This is a genomic window from Ideonella sp. A 288, from assembly GCF_002198735.1.
GTDB lineage: Bacteria > Pseudomonadota > Gammaproteobacteria > Burkholderiales > Burkholderiaceae_C > Pseudaquabacterium.
Window position 1 is genome coordinate 74,225 of record NZ_MWLO01000145.1, and the last position, 15,004, is coordinate 89,228.

17 protein-coding genes are annotated in these 15,004 nt (G+C 70.0%); 2 read left to right on the plus strand and 15 right to left on the minus strand.

Going from position 1 to position 15,004, the window contains the following annotated elements:
* Positions 1-57: 57 nt before the first annotated feature.
* Positions 58-2,445, plus strand: a complete 2,388-nt coding sequence (locus EOINJALH_RS24065) for a DUF1631 family protein (RefSeq protein ID WP_088284927.1) — start codon at positions 58-60, stop codon at positions 2,443-2,445.
* Here EOINJALH_RS24065 and pdxA read toward each other — a convergent pair.
* Together pdxA and EOINJALH_RS24075 are read right to left on the minus strand one after the other, a co-directional pair.
* Complete coding sequence (gene pdxA, locus EOINJALH_RS24070; protein ID WP_234414009.1) at positions 2,420-3,448, minus strand: 4-hydroxythreonine-4-phosphate dehydrogenase PdxA; 1,029 nt, start codon at positions 3,446-3,448, stop codon at positions 2,420-2,422. The genes EOINJALH_RS24065 and pdxA overlap by 26 nt on opposite strands.
* Positions 3,445-4,194: a Nif3-like dinuclear metal center hexameric protein gene (locus tag EOINJALH_RS24075; RefSeq protein WP_088284929.1), complete on the minus strand. Its 750-nt coding sequence runs from the start codon at positions 4,192-4,194 to the stop codon at positions 3,445-3,447. The genes pdxA and EOINJALH_RS24075 overlap by 4 nt, the downstream gene beginning before the upstream one ends.
* Positions 4,195-4,217: 23 nt before the next feature.
* On the opposite strand from EOINJALH_RS24075, the gene EOINJALH_RS24080 reads away from it, so the two are divergent.
* Complete coding sequence (locus tag EOINJALH_RS24080) at positions 4,218-5,417, plus strand: S1C family serine protease (RefSeq protein ID WP_088284931.1); 1,200 nt, start codon at positions 4,218-4,220, stop codon at positions 5,415-5,417.
* Positions 5,418-5,432: 15 nt separating this feature from the next.
* On the opposite strand, the gene tatC is transcribed toward EOINJALH_RS24080, so the two are convergent.
* From tatC to EOINJALH_RS24145, 13 genes are all read right to left on the minus strand, one after another.
* Positions 5,433-6,227: a twin-arginine translocase subunit TatC gene (tatC, locus tag EOINJALH_RS24085; protein WP_088284933.1), complete on the minus strand. Its 795-nt coding sequence runs from the start codon at positions 6,225-6,227 to the stop codon at positions 5,433-5,435.
* Positions 6,224-6,718, minus strand: coding sequence for a Sec-independent protein translocase protein TatB (gene tatB, locus EOINJALH_RS24090; protein ID WP_088284935.1), 495 nt, complete (start codon positions 6,716-6,718; stop codon positions 6,224-6,226). Before tatB ends, tatC begins: the two co-directional genes overlap by 4 nt.
* A gap of 46 nt (positions 6,719-6,764) precedes the next feature.
* Positions 6,765-7,013, minus strand: a complete 249-nt coding sequence (gene tatA, locus EOINJALH_RS24095; RefSeq protein WP_088284937.1) for a Sec-independent protein translocase subunit TatA — start codon at positions 7,011-7,013, stop codon at positions 6,765-6,767.
* Between the two features lie 65 nt (positions 7,014-7,078).
* A complete protein-coding gene (locus EOINJALH_RS24100) occupies positions 7,079-7,426 on the minus strand; it encodes a histidine triad nucleotide-binding protein (protein WP_088284939.1) in 348 nt (115 codons plus the stop codon).
* A 27-nt stretch (positions 7,427-7,453) separates the two neighbouring features.
* A complete protein-coding gene (locus tag EOINJALH_RS24105; protein ID WP_088284941.1) occupies positions 7,454-7,825 on the minus strand; it encodes a phosphoribosyl-ATP diphosphatase in 372 nt (123 codons plus the stop codon).
* Positions 7,822-8,214 carry a phosphoribosyl-AMP cyclohydrolase gene (hisI, locus tag EOINJALH_RS24110; RefSeq protein WP_088284943.1) on the minus strand — a complete coding sequence of 131 codons (393 nt, stop codon included), beginning with the start codon at positions 8,212-8,214 and terminating at the stop codon, positions 7,822-7,824. Before hisI ends, EOINJALH_RS24105 begins: the two co-directional genes overlap by 4 nt.
* Positions 8,215-8,227: 13 nt before the next feature.
* Positions 8,228-8,710, minus strand: a complete 483-nt coding sequence (locus EOINJALH_RS24115) for an NUDIX domain-containing protein (RefSeq protein ID WP_088284945.1) — start codon at positions 8,708-8,710, stop codon at positions 8,228-8,230.
* On the minus strand, positions 8,703-9,635 hold the full coding sequence (locus tag EOINJALH_RS24120; RefSeq protein WP_088284947.1) for an ATP-binding protein: 933 nt from the start codon (positions 9,633-9,635) through the stop codon (positions 8,703-8,705). Before EOINJALH_RS24120 ends, EOINJALH_RS24115 begins: the two co-directional genes overlap by 8 nt.
* 51 nt (positions 9,636-9,686) lie before the next feature.
* Positions 9,687-10,334 (minus strand): ligase-associated DNA damage response endonuclease PdeM, encoded by a 648-nt coding sequence (gene pdeM / locus EOINJALH_RS24125; RefSeq protein ID WP_088285136.1) that lies wholly within the window; start codon positions 10,332-10,334, stop codon positions 9,687-9,689.
* A complete protein-coding gene (gene slmA, locus EOINJALH_RS24130; protein WP_088284949.1) occupies positions 10,334-11,008 on the minus strand; it encodes a nucleoid occlusion factor SlmA in 675 nt (224 codons plus the stop codon). Before slmA ends, pdeM begins: the two co-directional genes overlap by 1 nt.
* Positions 11,009-11,158: 150 nt before the next feature.
* A complete protein-coding gene (locus tag EOINJALH_RS24135; protein WP_234414010.1) occupies positions 11,159-11,839 on the minus strand; it encodes a pyrimidine 5'-nucleotidase in 681 nt (226 codons plus the stop codon).
* A 48-nt stretch (positions 11,840-11,887) separates the two neighbouring features.
* Positions 11,888-12,802 (minus strand): acetylglutamate kinase, encoded by a 915-nt coding sequence (argB, locus tag EOINJALH_RS24140; RefSeq protein ID WP_088285140.1) that lies wholly within the window; start codon positions 12,800-12,802, stop codon positions 11,888-11,890.
* Between the two features lie 178 nt (positions 12,803-12,980).
* Entirely contained in the window at positions 12,981-14,978 is a 1,998-nt protein-coding gene (locus EOINJALH_RS24145; RefSeq protein WP_088284951.1) for an SDR family oxidoreductase, read from the minus strand.
* Between the last annotated feature and the right edge of the window lie 26 nt (positions 14,979-15,004).

A 15,004-nucleotide genomic window follows, 5' to 3' on the forward strand; every position in this document is an offset into this window, starting at 1 on the left:
ACGAGGACTCCGCAGGCATCGGCGGCGGCATCGTGCCGCCCCCCTTGCCTCGCTGCGATGAACACGACCCTGCCCGCCCGCCTGCCCGCCAACCTCGAAAGCGCCGTCCAGCGCGTTCGGATGGCTGCGCGCACCGCGGCAGAGCGAACCGTCGACAGCCTCGGTCTGGCGGCACTGTCGTCCAACAACGTCTTCCACCGCGACGGCCTTCTCGGGGCGCAGTTCGAGCTCAACCGCAAGCTGGCGATCTTTGCCCTCACCTTCAACGAGACGCTGGACGGCAGGGTGGCGCGCGAGGTGGGCGCGCTCGACGGATCGTCCTCCCACGGCGGACTGACGAGCTGGGACGCGCTCAGCCTGGTCGACGACCACGAGGTCGAGATCCAGGTCTCGGCCGACCGCTTCGCGCTCGAGATCGCCCACAACTGCGAGTGGGAGATCCGGGAGCTGGATGCCTACATCGGCACGCTGCTGCGCCTGGGCCGCGCCGACCCGGAACACAATCCGCTGCGCGCCGAGGTGGTCGGGCAGGCGATGATCCGTGCCGTCGAATCGGTGTCCGATCGGCACGAGGTGCGCAAGGTGCTGAGCACCGAGATCGGCCGCTCGCTCGCCCAGGCGATGCGGGAGACCTATGTCGACATCGTCAACGACCTGCGCCAGTCCGGCATCAAGCCTGTGGGCCTGTCGGTTCGCCAACGGCCCAGCGACAGTGGCCGGGGCACCGGCGCAGGAAGCCTGCACGGCGGGCTCGACGACAGCAGCGGCCATGGCCTGACGGCCTCGGGCCGCCTGACCCAGCGCTTCGGCACGGGCGGTACGTCCGGCCGCGGCGGATTCCCGTCGTCGGGCCACGGTGGCATGGGCCACGGCCACGGCGGCGGCACTCCGATGGGCCATGTCGACGGCCAGATGATGTCGCTGATCAGGCGGCTGTCGCACTCGTCGGCGGCCATCCACGACATGGCAGGCGACGCCTACGGCGGCGACTGGAGCGACGGGGGCGAAGGCGTCGGCATGGGCGTGATGATGGCGCCCAACGTGATCATGGCGCACCGCGACGAGCTGCGCCAGGCAGCCACCGGCGCCATCGACCACATGGTGATCGACGTCATCGCCGGGCTGTTCGACCAGATCCTGTCCGACCCCAAGGTGCCGCCGCAGATGGCGCGGCAGATCGGCCGCTTGCAGTTGCCGGTGTTGCGCGCAGCACTGGGCGACACCAGCTTCTTCTCGTCGCGCCGGCACCCGGTGCGGCGCTTCGTCAACCGCATCGCCACGCTCGGGTCGGCGGTGGACGATTTCGACAGCGACGAGGGCCAGGCCCTGCTCACACGGGTGCGCGAGCTAGTGCAGGAGATCGTCGAGGGCGACTTCGAGCAGATCGAGGTCTACGAGCACAAGCTCAATGCCCTCGAGTCCTTCATCGCCGAGCAGGCCAAGGCCCAGGTGCAGGCCGACGGCGGCACCGACCAGTTGCTGGCCCGCAAGGAAGACCACCTTCGCGTGGCCCAGCGCTTCGCGCAGCAACTCGATGGCGCGCTGCAGCCGCTGCCGGTTCCTGAATTCTTGCGCCAGTTCCTGGGCCAGGTCTGGAGCCGCGCGATGGCCAGTGCCGAGCTCGAGACCGGCACCGACAGCGCCCTGACCCGCCGCATGCGCGAGATCGGCCGCGAACTCGTCATGAGCGTGCAGCCCAAGAGCCTGCCAGCCCAGCGTGCGGCCTTCCTGCGGCAGTTGCCGCAATTGATGAAGGACCTCAACGCCGGTCTCGACCGCATCCGCTGTGCCGAGACGGTGCGCCGCGACTTCTTCGCCCAGTTGCTGCCGGCCCATGCCGAGTCGCTGAAGGGCCAGTCGCTGTCCACGCTCGAACACAATCTGCTGGCCAAGCAGGTCGACGGCGTGCTGGCCACGCCGGTGCCCAAGCCGGCCGAACTGCCGCCGCTGTCCTCCACCGGGTTGCCGGTGCTGCGCGATGCGGTGCAGGCTTCCGACTTCACCGCCGAGGAAGCCAAGGCCGTCGGCCTGGTCGACGAGGCCTCGGTCGACTGGAACGGCAAGGTCGACATCGACCTGACCGCCGAGCCCGAGCTCACCTCGGCCGACATCGACATCGCCGGGCTGCCGCCGCCGGAGCCGGTGGAACCGATGCGCGGCAAGTCGCTGGCCGACCACGTGCAGATCGGCTTCGCCTACCAGATGCACGTCGAGGGCGCCTGGGAGAAGGTGCGGCTCGCGCATGTCAGCTCGGCGCGCACCTTCTTCGTCTTCAAGCACGGTGCCAAGCAGCGCAAGACCATCTCGATGACCTACCGCATGCTCGCCCGCATGTGCGAGACAGGCCGCATGCGCGCCTTCGAGAACGCCTACCTCATCGAGCGTGCCACGGCGCGGGCACGCCGCCAACTGGCGCAGGTCAGCCCGGGCGCACCGTCGGCATGAGCCGCCGCGCCATCGCGATCGCCGCCTGAAGGCTGGCCGGGTCGGCCCGGCCGGTGCCGGCGATGTCGAAGGCGGTGCCGTGGTCGGGGCTGGTGCGCACGAAGGGCAGGCCCAGCGTGACATTGACGCCCTGCTCCACCCCCAGGTACTTCACCGGGATCAGGCCGTGGTCGTGGGTCATCGCCACCACCAGGTCGAACTCGCCGGGGTGACCGGGGGCGTGGCGCGCCCGCATGAACACCGTGTCGGGCGCGAACGGCCCACGCGCATCGATGCCCTCGGCACGGGCCGCCTCGATGGCCGGGCCGATGATGCGAACTTCCTCGTCGCCAAACAGGCCGCCCTCCCCGGCGTGCGGGTTGAGCCCGGCCACGGCGATGCGGGGCGCTGCCTGGCCCCAGGCCGCCGCGGCCAGGTGGGCGATGCGCACCGTCTGCAGCACGCCGTCGACATCCAGCATCTCGATGGCCCGCCGCAGCGCCACGTGGATGGTCACCAGCACGACACGCAGCTGGTCGTTGGCCAGCATCATGCGCACCGGAGCGCCGCCGGCGGCGGCCTGCAGCATCTCGGTGTGGCCCGGGAAAGGCACGCCGGCGGCCGACAAGGCCTCCTTGTGGATCGGCGCCGTGACCAGGCCGGCCACGACGCCGTCCAGCGCCAGGCGGGCGCCAGCCTCGATGCAGCAGGCGGCCGCCGCCCCGGCCCGTGCGTCGATGCGCCCCATCGGCAGCTCGGCCAGGCCAAGGGCCAGGCCAGGCGGCTGCCAAACCGGCAGGCAGCCCGGCGGCACAGAGCTCGCCTGGGCCGGCGCGTCGATGCGCGCCATCGGCAGCGTCAGCCCGCATTGGGCCGCCGCACGGCGCAGCACCCGCACGTCGCCCAACACCAAGCAGGCGCCGCAGTCGCCTTGCGCAAACGCCCGCACCAGGATCTCGGGTCCGATGCCGGCGGGGTCGCCCATCGTCAGGGCCAGCAGGCGCGTGTCGGGGCGGTCGGTCATGCGGGGTTGTCCAGGTCGATGAAGTGGTGTTCGATGCCAAAGGCGGCGGCCAGGTGGGTGCCCAGGGCCTGTGCCCCGTAGCGCTCGGTGGCATGGTGGCCGCAGGCGAGGTAGGCCACGCCCGTCTCGCGCGCCAGGTGAGCCTGCGGCTCCGACACCTCGCCAGTGAGGAAGGCATCGGCGCCCGCGGCCATCGCCGCCTCGAAGAACCCCTGGGCGCCGCCGGTGCACCAGGCCACGCGCCGCAGCGGGCGGCCGTCGCCCGGCAGCAGCAGCGGCTGGCGCCCCAGGGCCACGGTGACGCGCGCGGCCAATGCCGTGGCTTCCAGGCCGGCCGGTGCCGGGCCGATGCAGCCGATGTCCTGGTCGCCGAAGCGACCATCGGCCGCCAGGCCCAGGCGCAGGCCGAGCTGGGCGTTGTTGCCGAGTTCGGCATGCGCGTCGAGCGGCAGGTGGTAGGCGAACAGGCTGATGTCGTGAGCAAGCAGGCGTGCCACGCGCTGGCGCAGCCAACCGGTCAGGCGACCGTCCTGTCCGCGCCAGAACAGGCCGTGGTGCACCACCAGCGCATCGGCGCCGTCGGCGATGGCCGCGTCGATCAGGGCCAGGCTGGCCGTCACGCCACTGACCAGCCGATGCACCGATGCGCGGCCCTCGACCTGCAGGCCGTTCGGCCCATAATCCTTGAAACGGTCCACCGACAGCAGCGCTGCAAGGTGCGATTCCATCTCCGAGCGCTGGGCCATGGCGGCCTCCCCTTCACTGTCCGATGCGCAGACTCTGGCTCATTTTCTCGCAGGCCGTCACCGTGGCGATGGCGATGCTGTTCGTCGTCGCCACGCTGAAGCCGCAATGGCTGTCGTTGGAAGGGCGTGGCCCGCCGATCCTGTCCGAATCGGTGTCGGTGCGCATGGCGCCGCTGCCGGCCTCGGCCGCCAGCAGTCCGCAAGCGACCACCGCCGCGGCCCCGGCCACCCTGCCGGTGGCGTTCACCGGGTACCACGCCGCCGCGCAGACCGCCTCGCCCGCCGTCGTCAGCGTCACGGCCCGCAAGTCCGGCGGCCGCCGGCCGTCGGCAGGCGATCCGGGCATGCGGCCCTTCTTCGACCGCGATCCGCACCAGCTGCAGATCGGCGTCGGCTCCGGCGTCATCGTCTCGCCCGAGGGCGTGCTGCTGACCAACAACCACGTGGTCGAAGGCGCCACCGAGATCGATGTGCGCCTGTCGGACGGGCGCGAGGCGCGCGCCACCGTGGTCGGCACCGACCCCGAGACCGACCTGGCGGTGCTGCGCATCACGCTCGACAAGCTGCCCTCGGTCACCCTGGGCCGCAGCGAGCTGTTGCGCGTGGGGGACGTGGTGCTGGCCATCGGCAATCCCTTCAACGTGGGGCAGACCGTCACCTCGGGCATCGTCAGCGCGCTCGGCCGCCAGGGCCTGGGCCTGTCGACCTTCGAGAGCTTCATCCAGACCGACGCGGCCATCAACCCCGGCAATTCGGGCGGTGCACTGGTCGACGTGAACGGCCACCTGGTGGGCATCAACACGGCCATCTTCTCGCGCTCGGGCGGCAGCCAGGGCATCGGCTTCGCGATCCCGGTGGACCTGGCGCAATCGGTGATGGAGGGCCTGCTGCGCGACGGCCAGGTGCGCCGCGGCTGGCTCGGCGTGGAGCCTCGGGAACTCACCCCCGATCTGGTCGAAAACCTCAAGCTGCCGATCCGCAGCGGCGTGCTGATCACCGCCGTGCTGCAGGACGGGCCGGCCAGCCGCGGTGGCCTGCGGCCCGGCGACGTGGTGGTCTCGGTGGCCGGCCAGTCGGTCGCGACCACGTCGGAGCTGCTCAACAGCGTGGCCGCGCTCACCCCGGGCGAGGTCGCCCGCATCGGCGTGCAACGCGGCGACCGGGCCCTCGAGCTGTCGCTCGAGGTGGTGCAGCGTCCGCGGCAACTGCGACGGCCGCGCTGAAGGGCGCGAAGCCGGTCAGGTCTTGCTGGAGTCGGCCGGCTCGGCGTCGGGCGCCTGGGTGTGCTTGACGAACACCTGGGCTGCCCAGATGCCGGCCTCGTAGAGGATGCACATGGGCACCGCCAGCGCCAATTGCGAAATCACGTCGGGCGGCGTCACCACCGCGGCGATGATGAAGGCGGCGACGATGAAGTAGCCGCGGAAGGTCTTGAGTTGCTCGACCGTGACGAAGCCGATGCGCACCAGCACGATCACCGCCACCGGCACCTCGAATGAGATGCCGAAGACCAGGAACAGCGTGAGCACGAAGCCGAAGTACTGCTCGATGTCTGGCGCCGCCGTGATGCTGGCGGGAGCGAAGGCCTGGATGAACTTCGACATGCCCGGGATGACCAGGAAGTAGCAGAACGCCACCCCGACGACGAACAGCACCGTGCTGGTGACCACCAGCGGCAGCACCATCTTCTTCTCGTGCGAATACAGGCCCGGCGCGACGAAGGCCCAGAGCTGGTACAGCACCACCGGCAGCGCCAGCATGAAGGCGGCCATCAGGGTGATCTTCAGCGGCACCAGGATGGGCGAGATGACGTTGGTGGCGATCAGAGTGGCGCCCTTGGGCAGGTGGGCCACCAGCGGCGCGGCCAACAGGTCGTACAGGCCCGACGGCCCGGGATAGACGGCCAGCGCGACAAAGGCCACCGCCACGGCGATGAGGGCGCGCACCAGGCGGTCGCGCAGTTCGACCAGGTGCGAAACGAACGGCTGCTCGGTGCCTTCGAGTTCGTCGCGCGGTTCGCCGCCAGTGCTCATTTCTTCAGCCCCGGCGGGCGAAAACGCGCGACGCGCGCGGCACCCGACTGGGTGTGCGTGCGCACGCCGGCTCGCTGCTTGTACCAGCGAGGCACGGCGCTGCGCTTGAGCCGCCAGTGCTTGTCGGGGCGCTTGTACTGCGGCGCGGTCGCGGCCAGCGGGTCGTATATCGGGCTGTCGAGCAGGTTGCCATGGAGTCCGGACGTCGCATCCTGGAAGGTCTGGTTGAAGGCCGCACTGGCCTCGTTGACTTCTCGGGTGACCGAGCTTTCGACGTCGCGCGCCGCGTCCTCGAACTGCGTCTTCATCTTCTGCAGTTCCTCGAGCTCGATCGAGCGATTGACCTCGGCCTTGACGTCGGCCACGTAGCGCCGCGCCTTGCCCAGCAGCGCACCCACCGTGCGGGCCACGCGCGGCAGCTTCTCGGGCCCGATGACGATGAGGGCCACGGCGCCGATCAGCGCAATCTTGTCGAAGCCGAAATCGATCATCGAGGCAGGTCTTGCGGCCGGGCCGGCCCGGCAGCTTTGCTCACGGTCAGGACTTGGTCTTGGCCTCGACGTCGACGGTGTTGGGGTCCGCGGCGGCCTTCTGCGCGGTGGTGACCTGCTGCGGCGCCTGCGCCGCCGCGGCGTCGGCCGACGTGGTGCCGTCCTTCACGCCATCCTTGAAGCCCTTGACAGCGGCACCGAGATCGGAGCCCACGTTCTTGAGCTTTTTGGTGCCGAAGATCAGCACCACCACCACCAGCACGATGAGCCAGTGCCAGATGCTGAATGAACCCATGTCGGTCTCCTGAAGACGAATGCCTGGATTCTAGGTGACCCGACCTGTCCGGGTCGGCGGACGGGTCAGCCCTTCGACCAGGGCCGCGGGCCACCCATCACATGCAGGTGCACGTGCGGCACTTCCTGGCGGCCGTCGGCGCCGGTGTTGATGAGGTGGCGGTAACCGTTGGTGACGCCCAGCTCCTTCATCAGCCGCGGCGACAGGGTCATCATCTTGCCCAGCAGGGCCTGGTGCTCGGGGCCGACGTCGACCATGCTGGCGATGTGCAGCTTGGGGATGACCAGGATGTGCACGGGCGCCCACGGGTGGATGTCGTGGAAGGCCAGCAGATCGTCGTCTTCATAGACCTTCTTCGACGGGATCTGCCCGGCGACGATCTTGCAGAAGATGCAGTTGGGGTCCTGGCTCATGGGCGTGATGTCTCCGTTCGAGGCACCTCAGGTGCCGTCCTTGTCGCGCTGGGCCACCTTGCGCAGCGCAAATTCTTCCAGGCCCGACAGGCCCTCGCGCCGCGCCAGTTCGGCCAGCACGTCGGCCGGCTTCAGGCCGAAGGCGGCCAGCGCGATCATCGAGTGGAACCACAGGTCGGCCACCTCGTAGACGATCTTCTCGGGCACGCCGTCCTTGGCGGCCATCACGGTCTCGGTGGCCTCCTCGCCGATCTTCTTGAGGATGGCGTCGGTGCCCTTGGCAAACAGGCGCGCCACGTAGCTGGTGGCGGGGTCGCCGCCGGCCTCGGGCTTGCGCGATTCGATGACCTCGGCCAGGCGCGCCAGCAGGTCCTGCGAGGTGATGGGGGCGGGGGTCATCGGCGGTAGATGCGTTCAGGGTCTTCGAGCACCGGCTCCACCGCCTGCCAGTCGCCGCCCTCGAGCCGGCGGAAGAAGCAGGAATGGCGGCCGGTGTGGCAGGCGATGCCGGGCTCGTGGCCGAGCTGGGTGACCTTCAGCAGCACCACGTCGGCGTCGCAGTCGATGCGCAGCTCGTGCACCTGCTGGAAGTGCCCGCTCTCCTCGCCCTTGTGCCACAGGCGCTGGCGCGATCGGCTCCAGTACACCGCCTGGCCGCGCTCGGCGGTGAGCGCCAGGGCCTCGCGGTTCATGAAGGCGAACATCAGCACGTCGCCGCTGCCGGCCTCCTGCGCGATGACGGGCACCAGGCCGTCGCGGTCCCACTTGATGCTGTCGAGCCAGTCCATGGCCAAAGTGTAGTCACTCGACATGCGTCGGCCCGGCATGGCCACGCTCGGCGGCGAACCAGCGCAGCACCGGCAGCGTGCCCGGCAGCACCGGCGCCGACCGCACCGGCAGCGATTCCCAGGCCATGCGCTGGCCCTCGCGCATCTCGAAGTTGCCCTGCCAGTCGTAGACCTTGCAGAAGTGCAGCCGCACGCGCGCATGCGGGTAGTCGAACACCTCCTGCTGCCAGGGATGCACCGCCCCGATGGTGATGCCGATCTCCTCGTGCAGTTCGCGGCGCAGCGCCTGCTCCAGCGTCTCGCCGGCCTCGAACTTGCCGCCCGGGAACTCCCAGTAGCCGGCGTAGACCTTGCCCTCGGGGCGGCTGGTGAGCAGGAAGCGGCCTTCGCGGCCCTGCGCATCGCGCTCGATCAGCACGCCGACGGCCACGTCGACCGCCTCGCGCGCGGCACGCACGACGCCGTCGACCGAGGTGACCGCGCCGGACTCAGACACGGTCCAGGCCGTCCGGTCCCGGCGTGTCCGACGCCTGCGCCAGCGCCTCGTCGGCGGCGTGGTCGCGTCCGGCCCAGTCGCGCGCAAACTGGTAGGCCACGCGGCCCGAGCGCGAGCCGCGCTCCAGCGCCCACACCAGCGACGGCTGGCGTGCCGTCTCGATGGTCGCCTCGCCGACGCCGAAATGACGCAGCCACTGCGCGACGATGGCCAGGTACTCGGGCTGGCTGAACGGGTAGAAGCTGATCCACAGGCCGAAGCGCTCGGACAGCGAGATCTTCTCTTCCACCACCTCGCCCGGGTGCACCTCGCCATCGTCGGTGTGGGTGTAGGAGAGGTTCTCCTTCATGTACTCGGGCAGCAGGTGGCGGCGGTTGCTGGTGGCGTAGATCAGCACGTTGTCGCTGGCCGCCGAGATGCTGCCGTCGAGGATGGACTTCAGCGCCTTGTAGCCGGGCTCGCCCTCGTCGAAGCTGAGGTCGTCGCAGAAGACGATGAAGCGCTCGGGCCGGTCGGACACCAGGTCCACCAGGTCGGGCAGGTCCACCAGGTCGGCCTTGTCGACCTCGATCAGGCGCAGGCCGCGCGGTGCGTACTCGTTCAGGCAGGCCTTGATCAGCGAGCTCTTGCCGGTGCCGCGTGCGCCGGTGAGCAGCACGTTGTTGGCCGGCAGGCCGGCCACGAACTGCGCGGTGTTGCGCAGCAGCCGGTCTTTCTGGCCGTCGACCTCCTTCAGGTCGGACAGCCCGATCGGCGCCACCTGCCGCACCGGCTGCAGCCAGCCCGACGCGCCGCGCTTGCGGTAGCGGAAGGCGATCGACGCGCCCCAGTCGGGCGGCGCCAGCGGATGGGGCAGCACGCCTTCGAGGCGGACCAGCAGGCGCTCGGCACGGGCGAGCAGCGATTCGAGCGATGACGACGACATGGGCGGCAGTTTACGGGGGGCCGCGCAGGCGCCGGCCACCCGGCCCCGGGCTCAGACGAGCACGACGCGGTCGTCGGCCACCGCCGCCACCCGGTCGCCCGGCTGTCGGCGCACCGCGTGCATGCCGGTGAAGGCGCCGAAGGCCGGCAGCACGCCCACGCGGTCGCCGAAGTGGAAGCACGGCAGGCGCAGCCGGCCGTGCGCCCGACCGCCCAGCGTGATGCAGGGGTGCTGGTGGCCGGCGAGCACGTAGCCGTCGTCGTGCGGCTGCGGGTGGTGGCACAGGCGCCAGGGCCCCAGGCTCAGTGGTTCGTCGACGGCGTCGATCCGCCACTCGGCCGGTGGATCGCCGGCACGGTCGTCGTGGTTGCCGCGCACCAGCACCACCGCCACGCCAGCGTGGCGGTGGCGCCAGCGGGCCACCGCCTCGAAGGTGTGCGGTGCGTTCGAGCGCGCCGAGTGCAGCAGGTCGCCGAGGAACACGAGGCGCTGCGCCCCGGTGGCCGCGATGGCCTCGTCCAGCCGCTGCAGCGTGTCGTCGGTGGTGGCCTCGGGCACCGGCACGCCCATGCGCCGGTACGACACGGCCTTGCCGACGTGCGCATCGGCCACCAGCAGGCAGCCCCGCGCGGGGTCGAAGGCCGCGCGCTGGGGCAGCAGGTGCAGCCACTCGCCGGGCCGCACCTCCAGCGGCAGGATCACGCCGTCAGGCGCGCCAGCACCGGCTCGAGCTGGTCGGTCGGGTTGCGCTTGAAGCCGCTGCGCGCATAGCGCTGCAGGCGCCCGACGATCAGCGCCGTGAGCCCCGAGGCCAGCGCCTGGGCCTCGACCGTCGGGGTGACCGACCCCGCGGCATCGAAGGCCGCACGCAGGCTGATGCGCAGCTGCGACTCGACGCGGTCGAAGAACTGGTTCATGCGGGCGATGAGCCGCTCGTGCTCGAAGACCAGCGCGTCGCCCACCATCACGCGCACCATGCCCGGGTTCTTCTCGCCGAACTGCAGCAGCACGGTGGTGATGCGCTGGGCCTGCACGGTGCCCGAGGTCTCGCGCTCGACGATCTGGTTGACCAGCGTGAACACGCTCGACTCGATGAACTCGATGAGGCCCTCGAACATCTGCGCCTTGCTGGCGAAGTGGCGATAGAGCGCGGCCTCGCTGACCTCGAGCCGGGCCGCCAGCGCGGCCGTGGTGATGCGCTCGGCGCCGGGCTGCTCGAGCATCGCGGCCAACGTCTGCAGGATCTGCACGCGCCGTTCGCCGGGCCGGGGCCGCTTGCGGCCCGGCGCCGCCGGGGCCGCGGAAGCCGGTTCATCGGCCTCGGGCGCGGCGGGCTCGGCGGTGGCGCCGGATGGCTCGGGCAGATCGGACATCACGGCGGCGAACTCATCTGGGGCGGGTTTCAAATCATTCTGGCACAGCGGTCACCGGCCCTTGGGAGCAGGTAAACACCGACTCGCCACCCATTCCACCGTCGGGTTGACCCCAGGGTGGGCGGGTTTCCGACGGTGCCTTGCGCCCGCTCAAACCCGGCGGCACAAGGGCCGCAGGCTGCGCACCACCCGGTCGACGTAGGCCGGCCGCATGGACCAGCGCGCCACCGTCGGGCCGCTGTGCGTGCCGCGGCGGGCGTAGCGCTGCATCCACACGGTCTGCATGCCGACGCGGCGGGCTGACTTCTGGTGCACCAGCGTGTCTTCCACCAGGATGCACTGGCTGGGATGCACCCGCAGCTTCACGGCCAGGCGGCGCAGCATGCGCGCGTCGGGCTTGGGCCGCAGCTGGCCGAACATGGCCATGTCCTCGATCGACAGGACCGCATCGAACAGGTGCTCGATGCGCAGCAGGCGCAGCACGCGCAGCGCGTAGTCGCGCGGCGCGTTGGTCAGCACCAGCTTGCGGCCTGGCAGCCGGCGCAGCGCCTCGACATCGTGCCGGTGCGTGCTGACCTGCTGCTCCAGGTGCGGCAGCCGGTGCGTCTCGTGCAGGAAGTGCGCCGCCTTGACGCCATGGTGGCGCACCAGGCCCAGCAGCGTCGCGCCGTATCGCTGGTAGTAGTGGCGCTGCAGCCGGCTGGCCTCCTGCGCCTCGAGCTTCAACTCGCGCTGGACAAAGGCGGCCATCGACCGGTTGAGCTCGCCGAACACATGCGCGCCGGCGTCGTGCAGCGTGTTGTCGAGGTCGAACAGCCAGGTGGGCTTCACGGGCAGGCCCGGGGACCGCAGGGTCGCGGCGTCATGATGGCCCGGCACTCAATGCGAGCGGATCATCGTGCCGTAGGCCTGATCGGTGAGGATCTCCAGCAGCATGGCGTGCGGCACGCGGCCATCGACCACGTGCACCGCATTGACCCCGCTCTTGGCCGCGTCGATCGCACCGGCCAGCTTGGGCAGCATGCCGCCGCTGATGGTGCCGTCGGCGATCAGATCGTCGATCTGGCGCGGCGTGAGTTCGGTGATCAGGTCGCCCGTCTTGTCGAGCACGCCGCGGATGTTGGTCAGCATGATCAGCTTCTCGGCCTTCAGCACCGTGGCCAGCTTGGCGGCGACCAGGTCGGCGTTGATGTTGTAGCTCTCGTTGTGCTCGCCGAAGCCGATCGGGCTGATGACCGGGATGAACTGGTCGTCCTGCAGCGCCTTGACCACGCTCGGGTCGATGGCGGTGATCTCGCCCACCTGGCCGATGTCGTGTTCCTTGCTCGGGTCGTCCTTGTCGGCGAGCTTCATCTTGCGGGCGCGGATCAGCCCGCCATCGCGGCCGGTCAGGCCCACGGCCTTGCCGCCGGCTGCGTTGATCAGGCCGACGATGTCCTGCTGCACCTCGCCGGCCAGCACCCACTCGACGACTTCCATCGTCTCTTCGTCGGTGACGCGCATGCCCTGGATGAAGGTGCCCTTCTTGCCCAGCTTGTTCAGCGCATCGTCGATCTGCGGGCCGCCGCCGTGCACCACGATCGGGTTCATGCCCACCAGCTTGAGCAGCACGATGTCCTCGGCGAAATCCTGCTGCAGCGCCGGATCGGTCATCGCGTTGCCGCCGTACTTGATGACCAGCGTCTTGCCATGGAAGCGGCGGATGTAGGGCAGCGCCTGCGCCAGGATCTCGGCCTGGTCGCGCGGGGTGATGTGGTCGAGGCTGTGCTCGGGGGCGGTGGAGGGGTTGGGCATGCGCGCGCCGTGGGTAGTGGGCAGACCGCGCAGATTGTAGGCACCGGCCTGCGCGCGCCGGCGGCCAGAGGCCACGGCGGCGCTCACCCGCCGGCGCGGCGGCTCTCGAAGCAGTGTGGCTCTGCCGCCTTCAGTGATCCCCACGGGGGGCGCCGCGAGGCGGCGCCCCCGGGTCCGCTCAGAAGTGGATGCCGCGCATCATCTGCGCCATGGCGATGGCCTCGGGCGAGAGCTTGGCCTTCTCACCCTTCTCGCCCTTGGCCGCCGCGCTGTCGGGGAACATGCGGAACGTGGTGTTCATGATGATCTGCGTGACGCGCGGCGCGGCGGTGTGCAGAAGCGCGCCGAAGATGCCCAGGCGCGTGGCCACGCGCACCGGCTTGTCGATGCAGGCCTGGATGATCAGGTCGGCGGCCTCCTCGGGCTGCAGCAGCGGCATGCTGTCGTAGATCTTGGTCGGCGCGGTCATCGGCGTGCGCACCAGCGGCATGTTCACCGTGGTGAAGGTGATGCCCTGGTCGGCGAACTCGCTGGACGCGCAGCGCGTCCAGGCATCGAGCGCCGCCTTGCTGGCCACGTAGGCCGAGAAGCGCGGCGCATTGACCAGCACGCTGATCGAGCTGATGTTGACGACGTGGCCGCGCTTCTTGGCCACCATGCCCGGCAGCAGGCCCATCGTGACGCGCAGGCTGCCGAAGTAGTTCAGCTGCATGGTGCGCTCGAAATCGTGGAAACGGTCGTAGCTGGCCTCGATGGCGCGGCGAATCGAACGGCCGGCGTTGTTGATCAGGAAGTCGACGCCGCCGTGCTCCTCCTGCAGCTTCCTGACGAACTCGGCACAGCCGGCCTCGTCGGCGATGTCCACCGAGTAGCTGAAGACCTGGGCGTCCTTGCCGCCGGCTTCCTTGATCTCCTTCACGGCCGCGGCCAGCTTGTCCTCGCCGCGACCGCAGATGATGGTGATGGCGCCGGCCTCGGCAAAGCGGCAGGCCACCGACAGCCCGATGCCCGACGAGCCGCCGGTGACCAGCACCACCTTGCCGCCGACGGTGCCGCGCAGGCTGCGGTCGATGAACAGCGCCGGGTCGAGGTGGCGCTCCCAGTAGTCCCACAGCCGCCAGGCGTAGTCGTGCAGGTTGGGGCAGGCGATGCCGCTGCCCTTCAGCGCGTCCAGCGTCTCGCGGCAATCGAAGCGCGTGGGGTAGTTGACGAAGGTGAGCATGTCCTCGGGCAGGCCCAGGTCCTTCATCACCGCGTGGTAGACCCGGCGCACCGGGGCCAGCGCCATCAGCCCCTTGCGCACGCTCTTCGGGATGAAGCCCAGCAGCGCCGCGTTGACGAACACGTTCATCTTGGGCGCGTGCGCGGCCTTGCTGAAGATGTCGAGCACGTCGCCGACGCGGTAGCCCACCGGGTCGACCAGGTGGAAGCACTTGCCCTTGATGGCGTGGCGCGAATGCGAGATGTGGTCGAGCGCGGACACGACGAAGTCCACCGGCACGATGTTGATGCGCCCGCCCTCCAGGCCGATGGCCGGCATCCACGGCGGCAGCATCTGCCGCATGCGCTGGATCAGCTTGAAGAAGTAGTAGGGGCCGTCGATCTTGTCCATCTCGCCGGTGGACGAGTCGCCCACCACCATGGCCGGGCGGTACACCGTCCAGGGCACCTTGCACTCCTTGCGCACGATCTTCTCGCTCTCGTGCTTGGTCATGAAGTAAGGGTGGTCCAGGCCCTCGGCCTCGTCGAACATGTCCTCGCGGAACACGCCCTCGTACAGGCCCGCCGCGGCGATGCTGCTGACGTGGTGCACGTGCTTGGCATCGACGGCCTTGGCGAACTCCACCATGTTGCGCGTGCCCTCCACGTTGACGCGCACCTGGCTCTCCTCGTCGGCCTGGAGGTCGTACACCGCCGCCAGGTGGTACACGCCGGCGATCTGGCCCTTCAGCGCCTTGAGGTCCTCTGCGCTCACGCCCAGCTTGCGCGAGGTGAGGTCGCCGGTCACAGGCACGGCACGGGCCTTGGACACGCCCCAGAACTCGTACAGGTCGGCCAGCTTGCCCTCGCTGCCCGGGCGCACCAGGAAGTGGACCGTCGTGCCGCGGCGGGCCAGCAGGGCCTTGACCAGTCGCTTGCCGATGAAGCCGGTGGCGCCGGTGACGAAGTAATGCATGCGGGATCTCCTCAGGGGGAATCGGA

Coding starts and splice junctions, on each gene's coding strand:
- pdxA (WP_234414009.1), bottom strand. CDS start 3,448: ATGACCGACCGCCCCGACACGCGCCTGCTGGCCCTGACGATGGGCGAC.
- EOINJALH_RS24120 (WP_088284947.1), bottom strand. CDS start 9,635: ATGTCGTCGTCATCGCTCGAATCGCTGCTCGCCCGTGCCGAGCGCCTG.
- argB (WP_088285140.1), bottom strand. CDS start 12,802: ATGCCCAACCCCTCCACCGCCCCCGAGCACAGCCTCGACCACATCACC.
- slmA (WP_088284949.1), bottom strand. CDS start 11,008: ATGTCCGATCTGCCCGAGCCATCCGGCGCCACCGCCGAGCCCGCCGCG.
- hisI (WP_088284943.1), bottom strand. CDS start 8,214: ATGGACTGGCTCGACAGCATCAAGTGGGACCGCGACGGCCTGGTGCCC.
- tatC (WP_088284933.1), bottom strand. CDS start 6,227: ATGAGCACTGGCGGCGAACCGCGCGACGAACTCGAAGGCACCGAGCAG.
- EOINJALH_RS24065 (WP_088284927.1), top strand. CDS start 58: ATGAACACGACCCTGCCCGCCCGCCTGCCCGCCAACCTCGAAAGCGCC.
- EOINJALH_RS24100 (WP_088284939.1), bottom strand. CDS start 7,426: ATGAGCCAGGACCCCAACTGCATCTTCTGCAAGATCGTCGCCGGGCAG.
- tatA (WP_088284937.1), bottom strand. CDS start 7,013: ATGGGTTCATTCAGCATCTGGCACTGGCTCATCGTGCTGGTGGTGGTG.
- tatB (WP_088284935.1), bottom strand. CDS start 6,718: ATGATCGATTTCGGCTTCGACAAGATTGCGCTGATCGGCGCCGTGGCC.
- EOINJALH_RS24105 (WP_088284941.1), bottom strand. CDS start 7,825: ATGACCCCCGCCCCCATCACCTCGCAGGACCTGCTGGCGCGCCTGGCC.
- EOINJALH_RS24075 (WP_088284929.1), bottom strand. CDS start 4,194: ATGGCCCAGCGCTCGGAGATGGAATCGCACCTTGCAGCGCTGCTGTCG.
- EOINJALH_RS24080 (WP_088284931.1), top strand. CDS start 4,218: ATGCGCAGACTCTGGCTCATTTTCTCGCAGGCCGTCACCGTGGCGATG.
- EOINJALH_RS24145 (WP_088284951.1), bottom strand. CDS start 14,978: ATGCATTACTTCGTCACCGGCGCCACCGGCTTCATCGGCAAGCGACTG.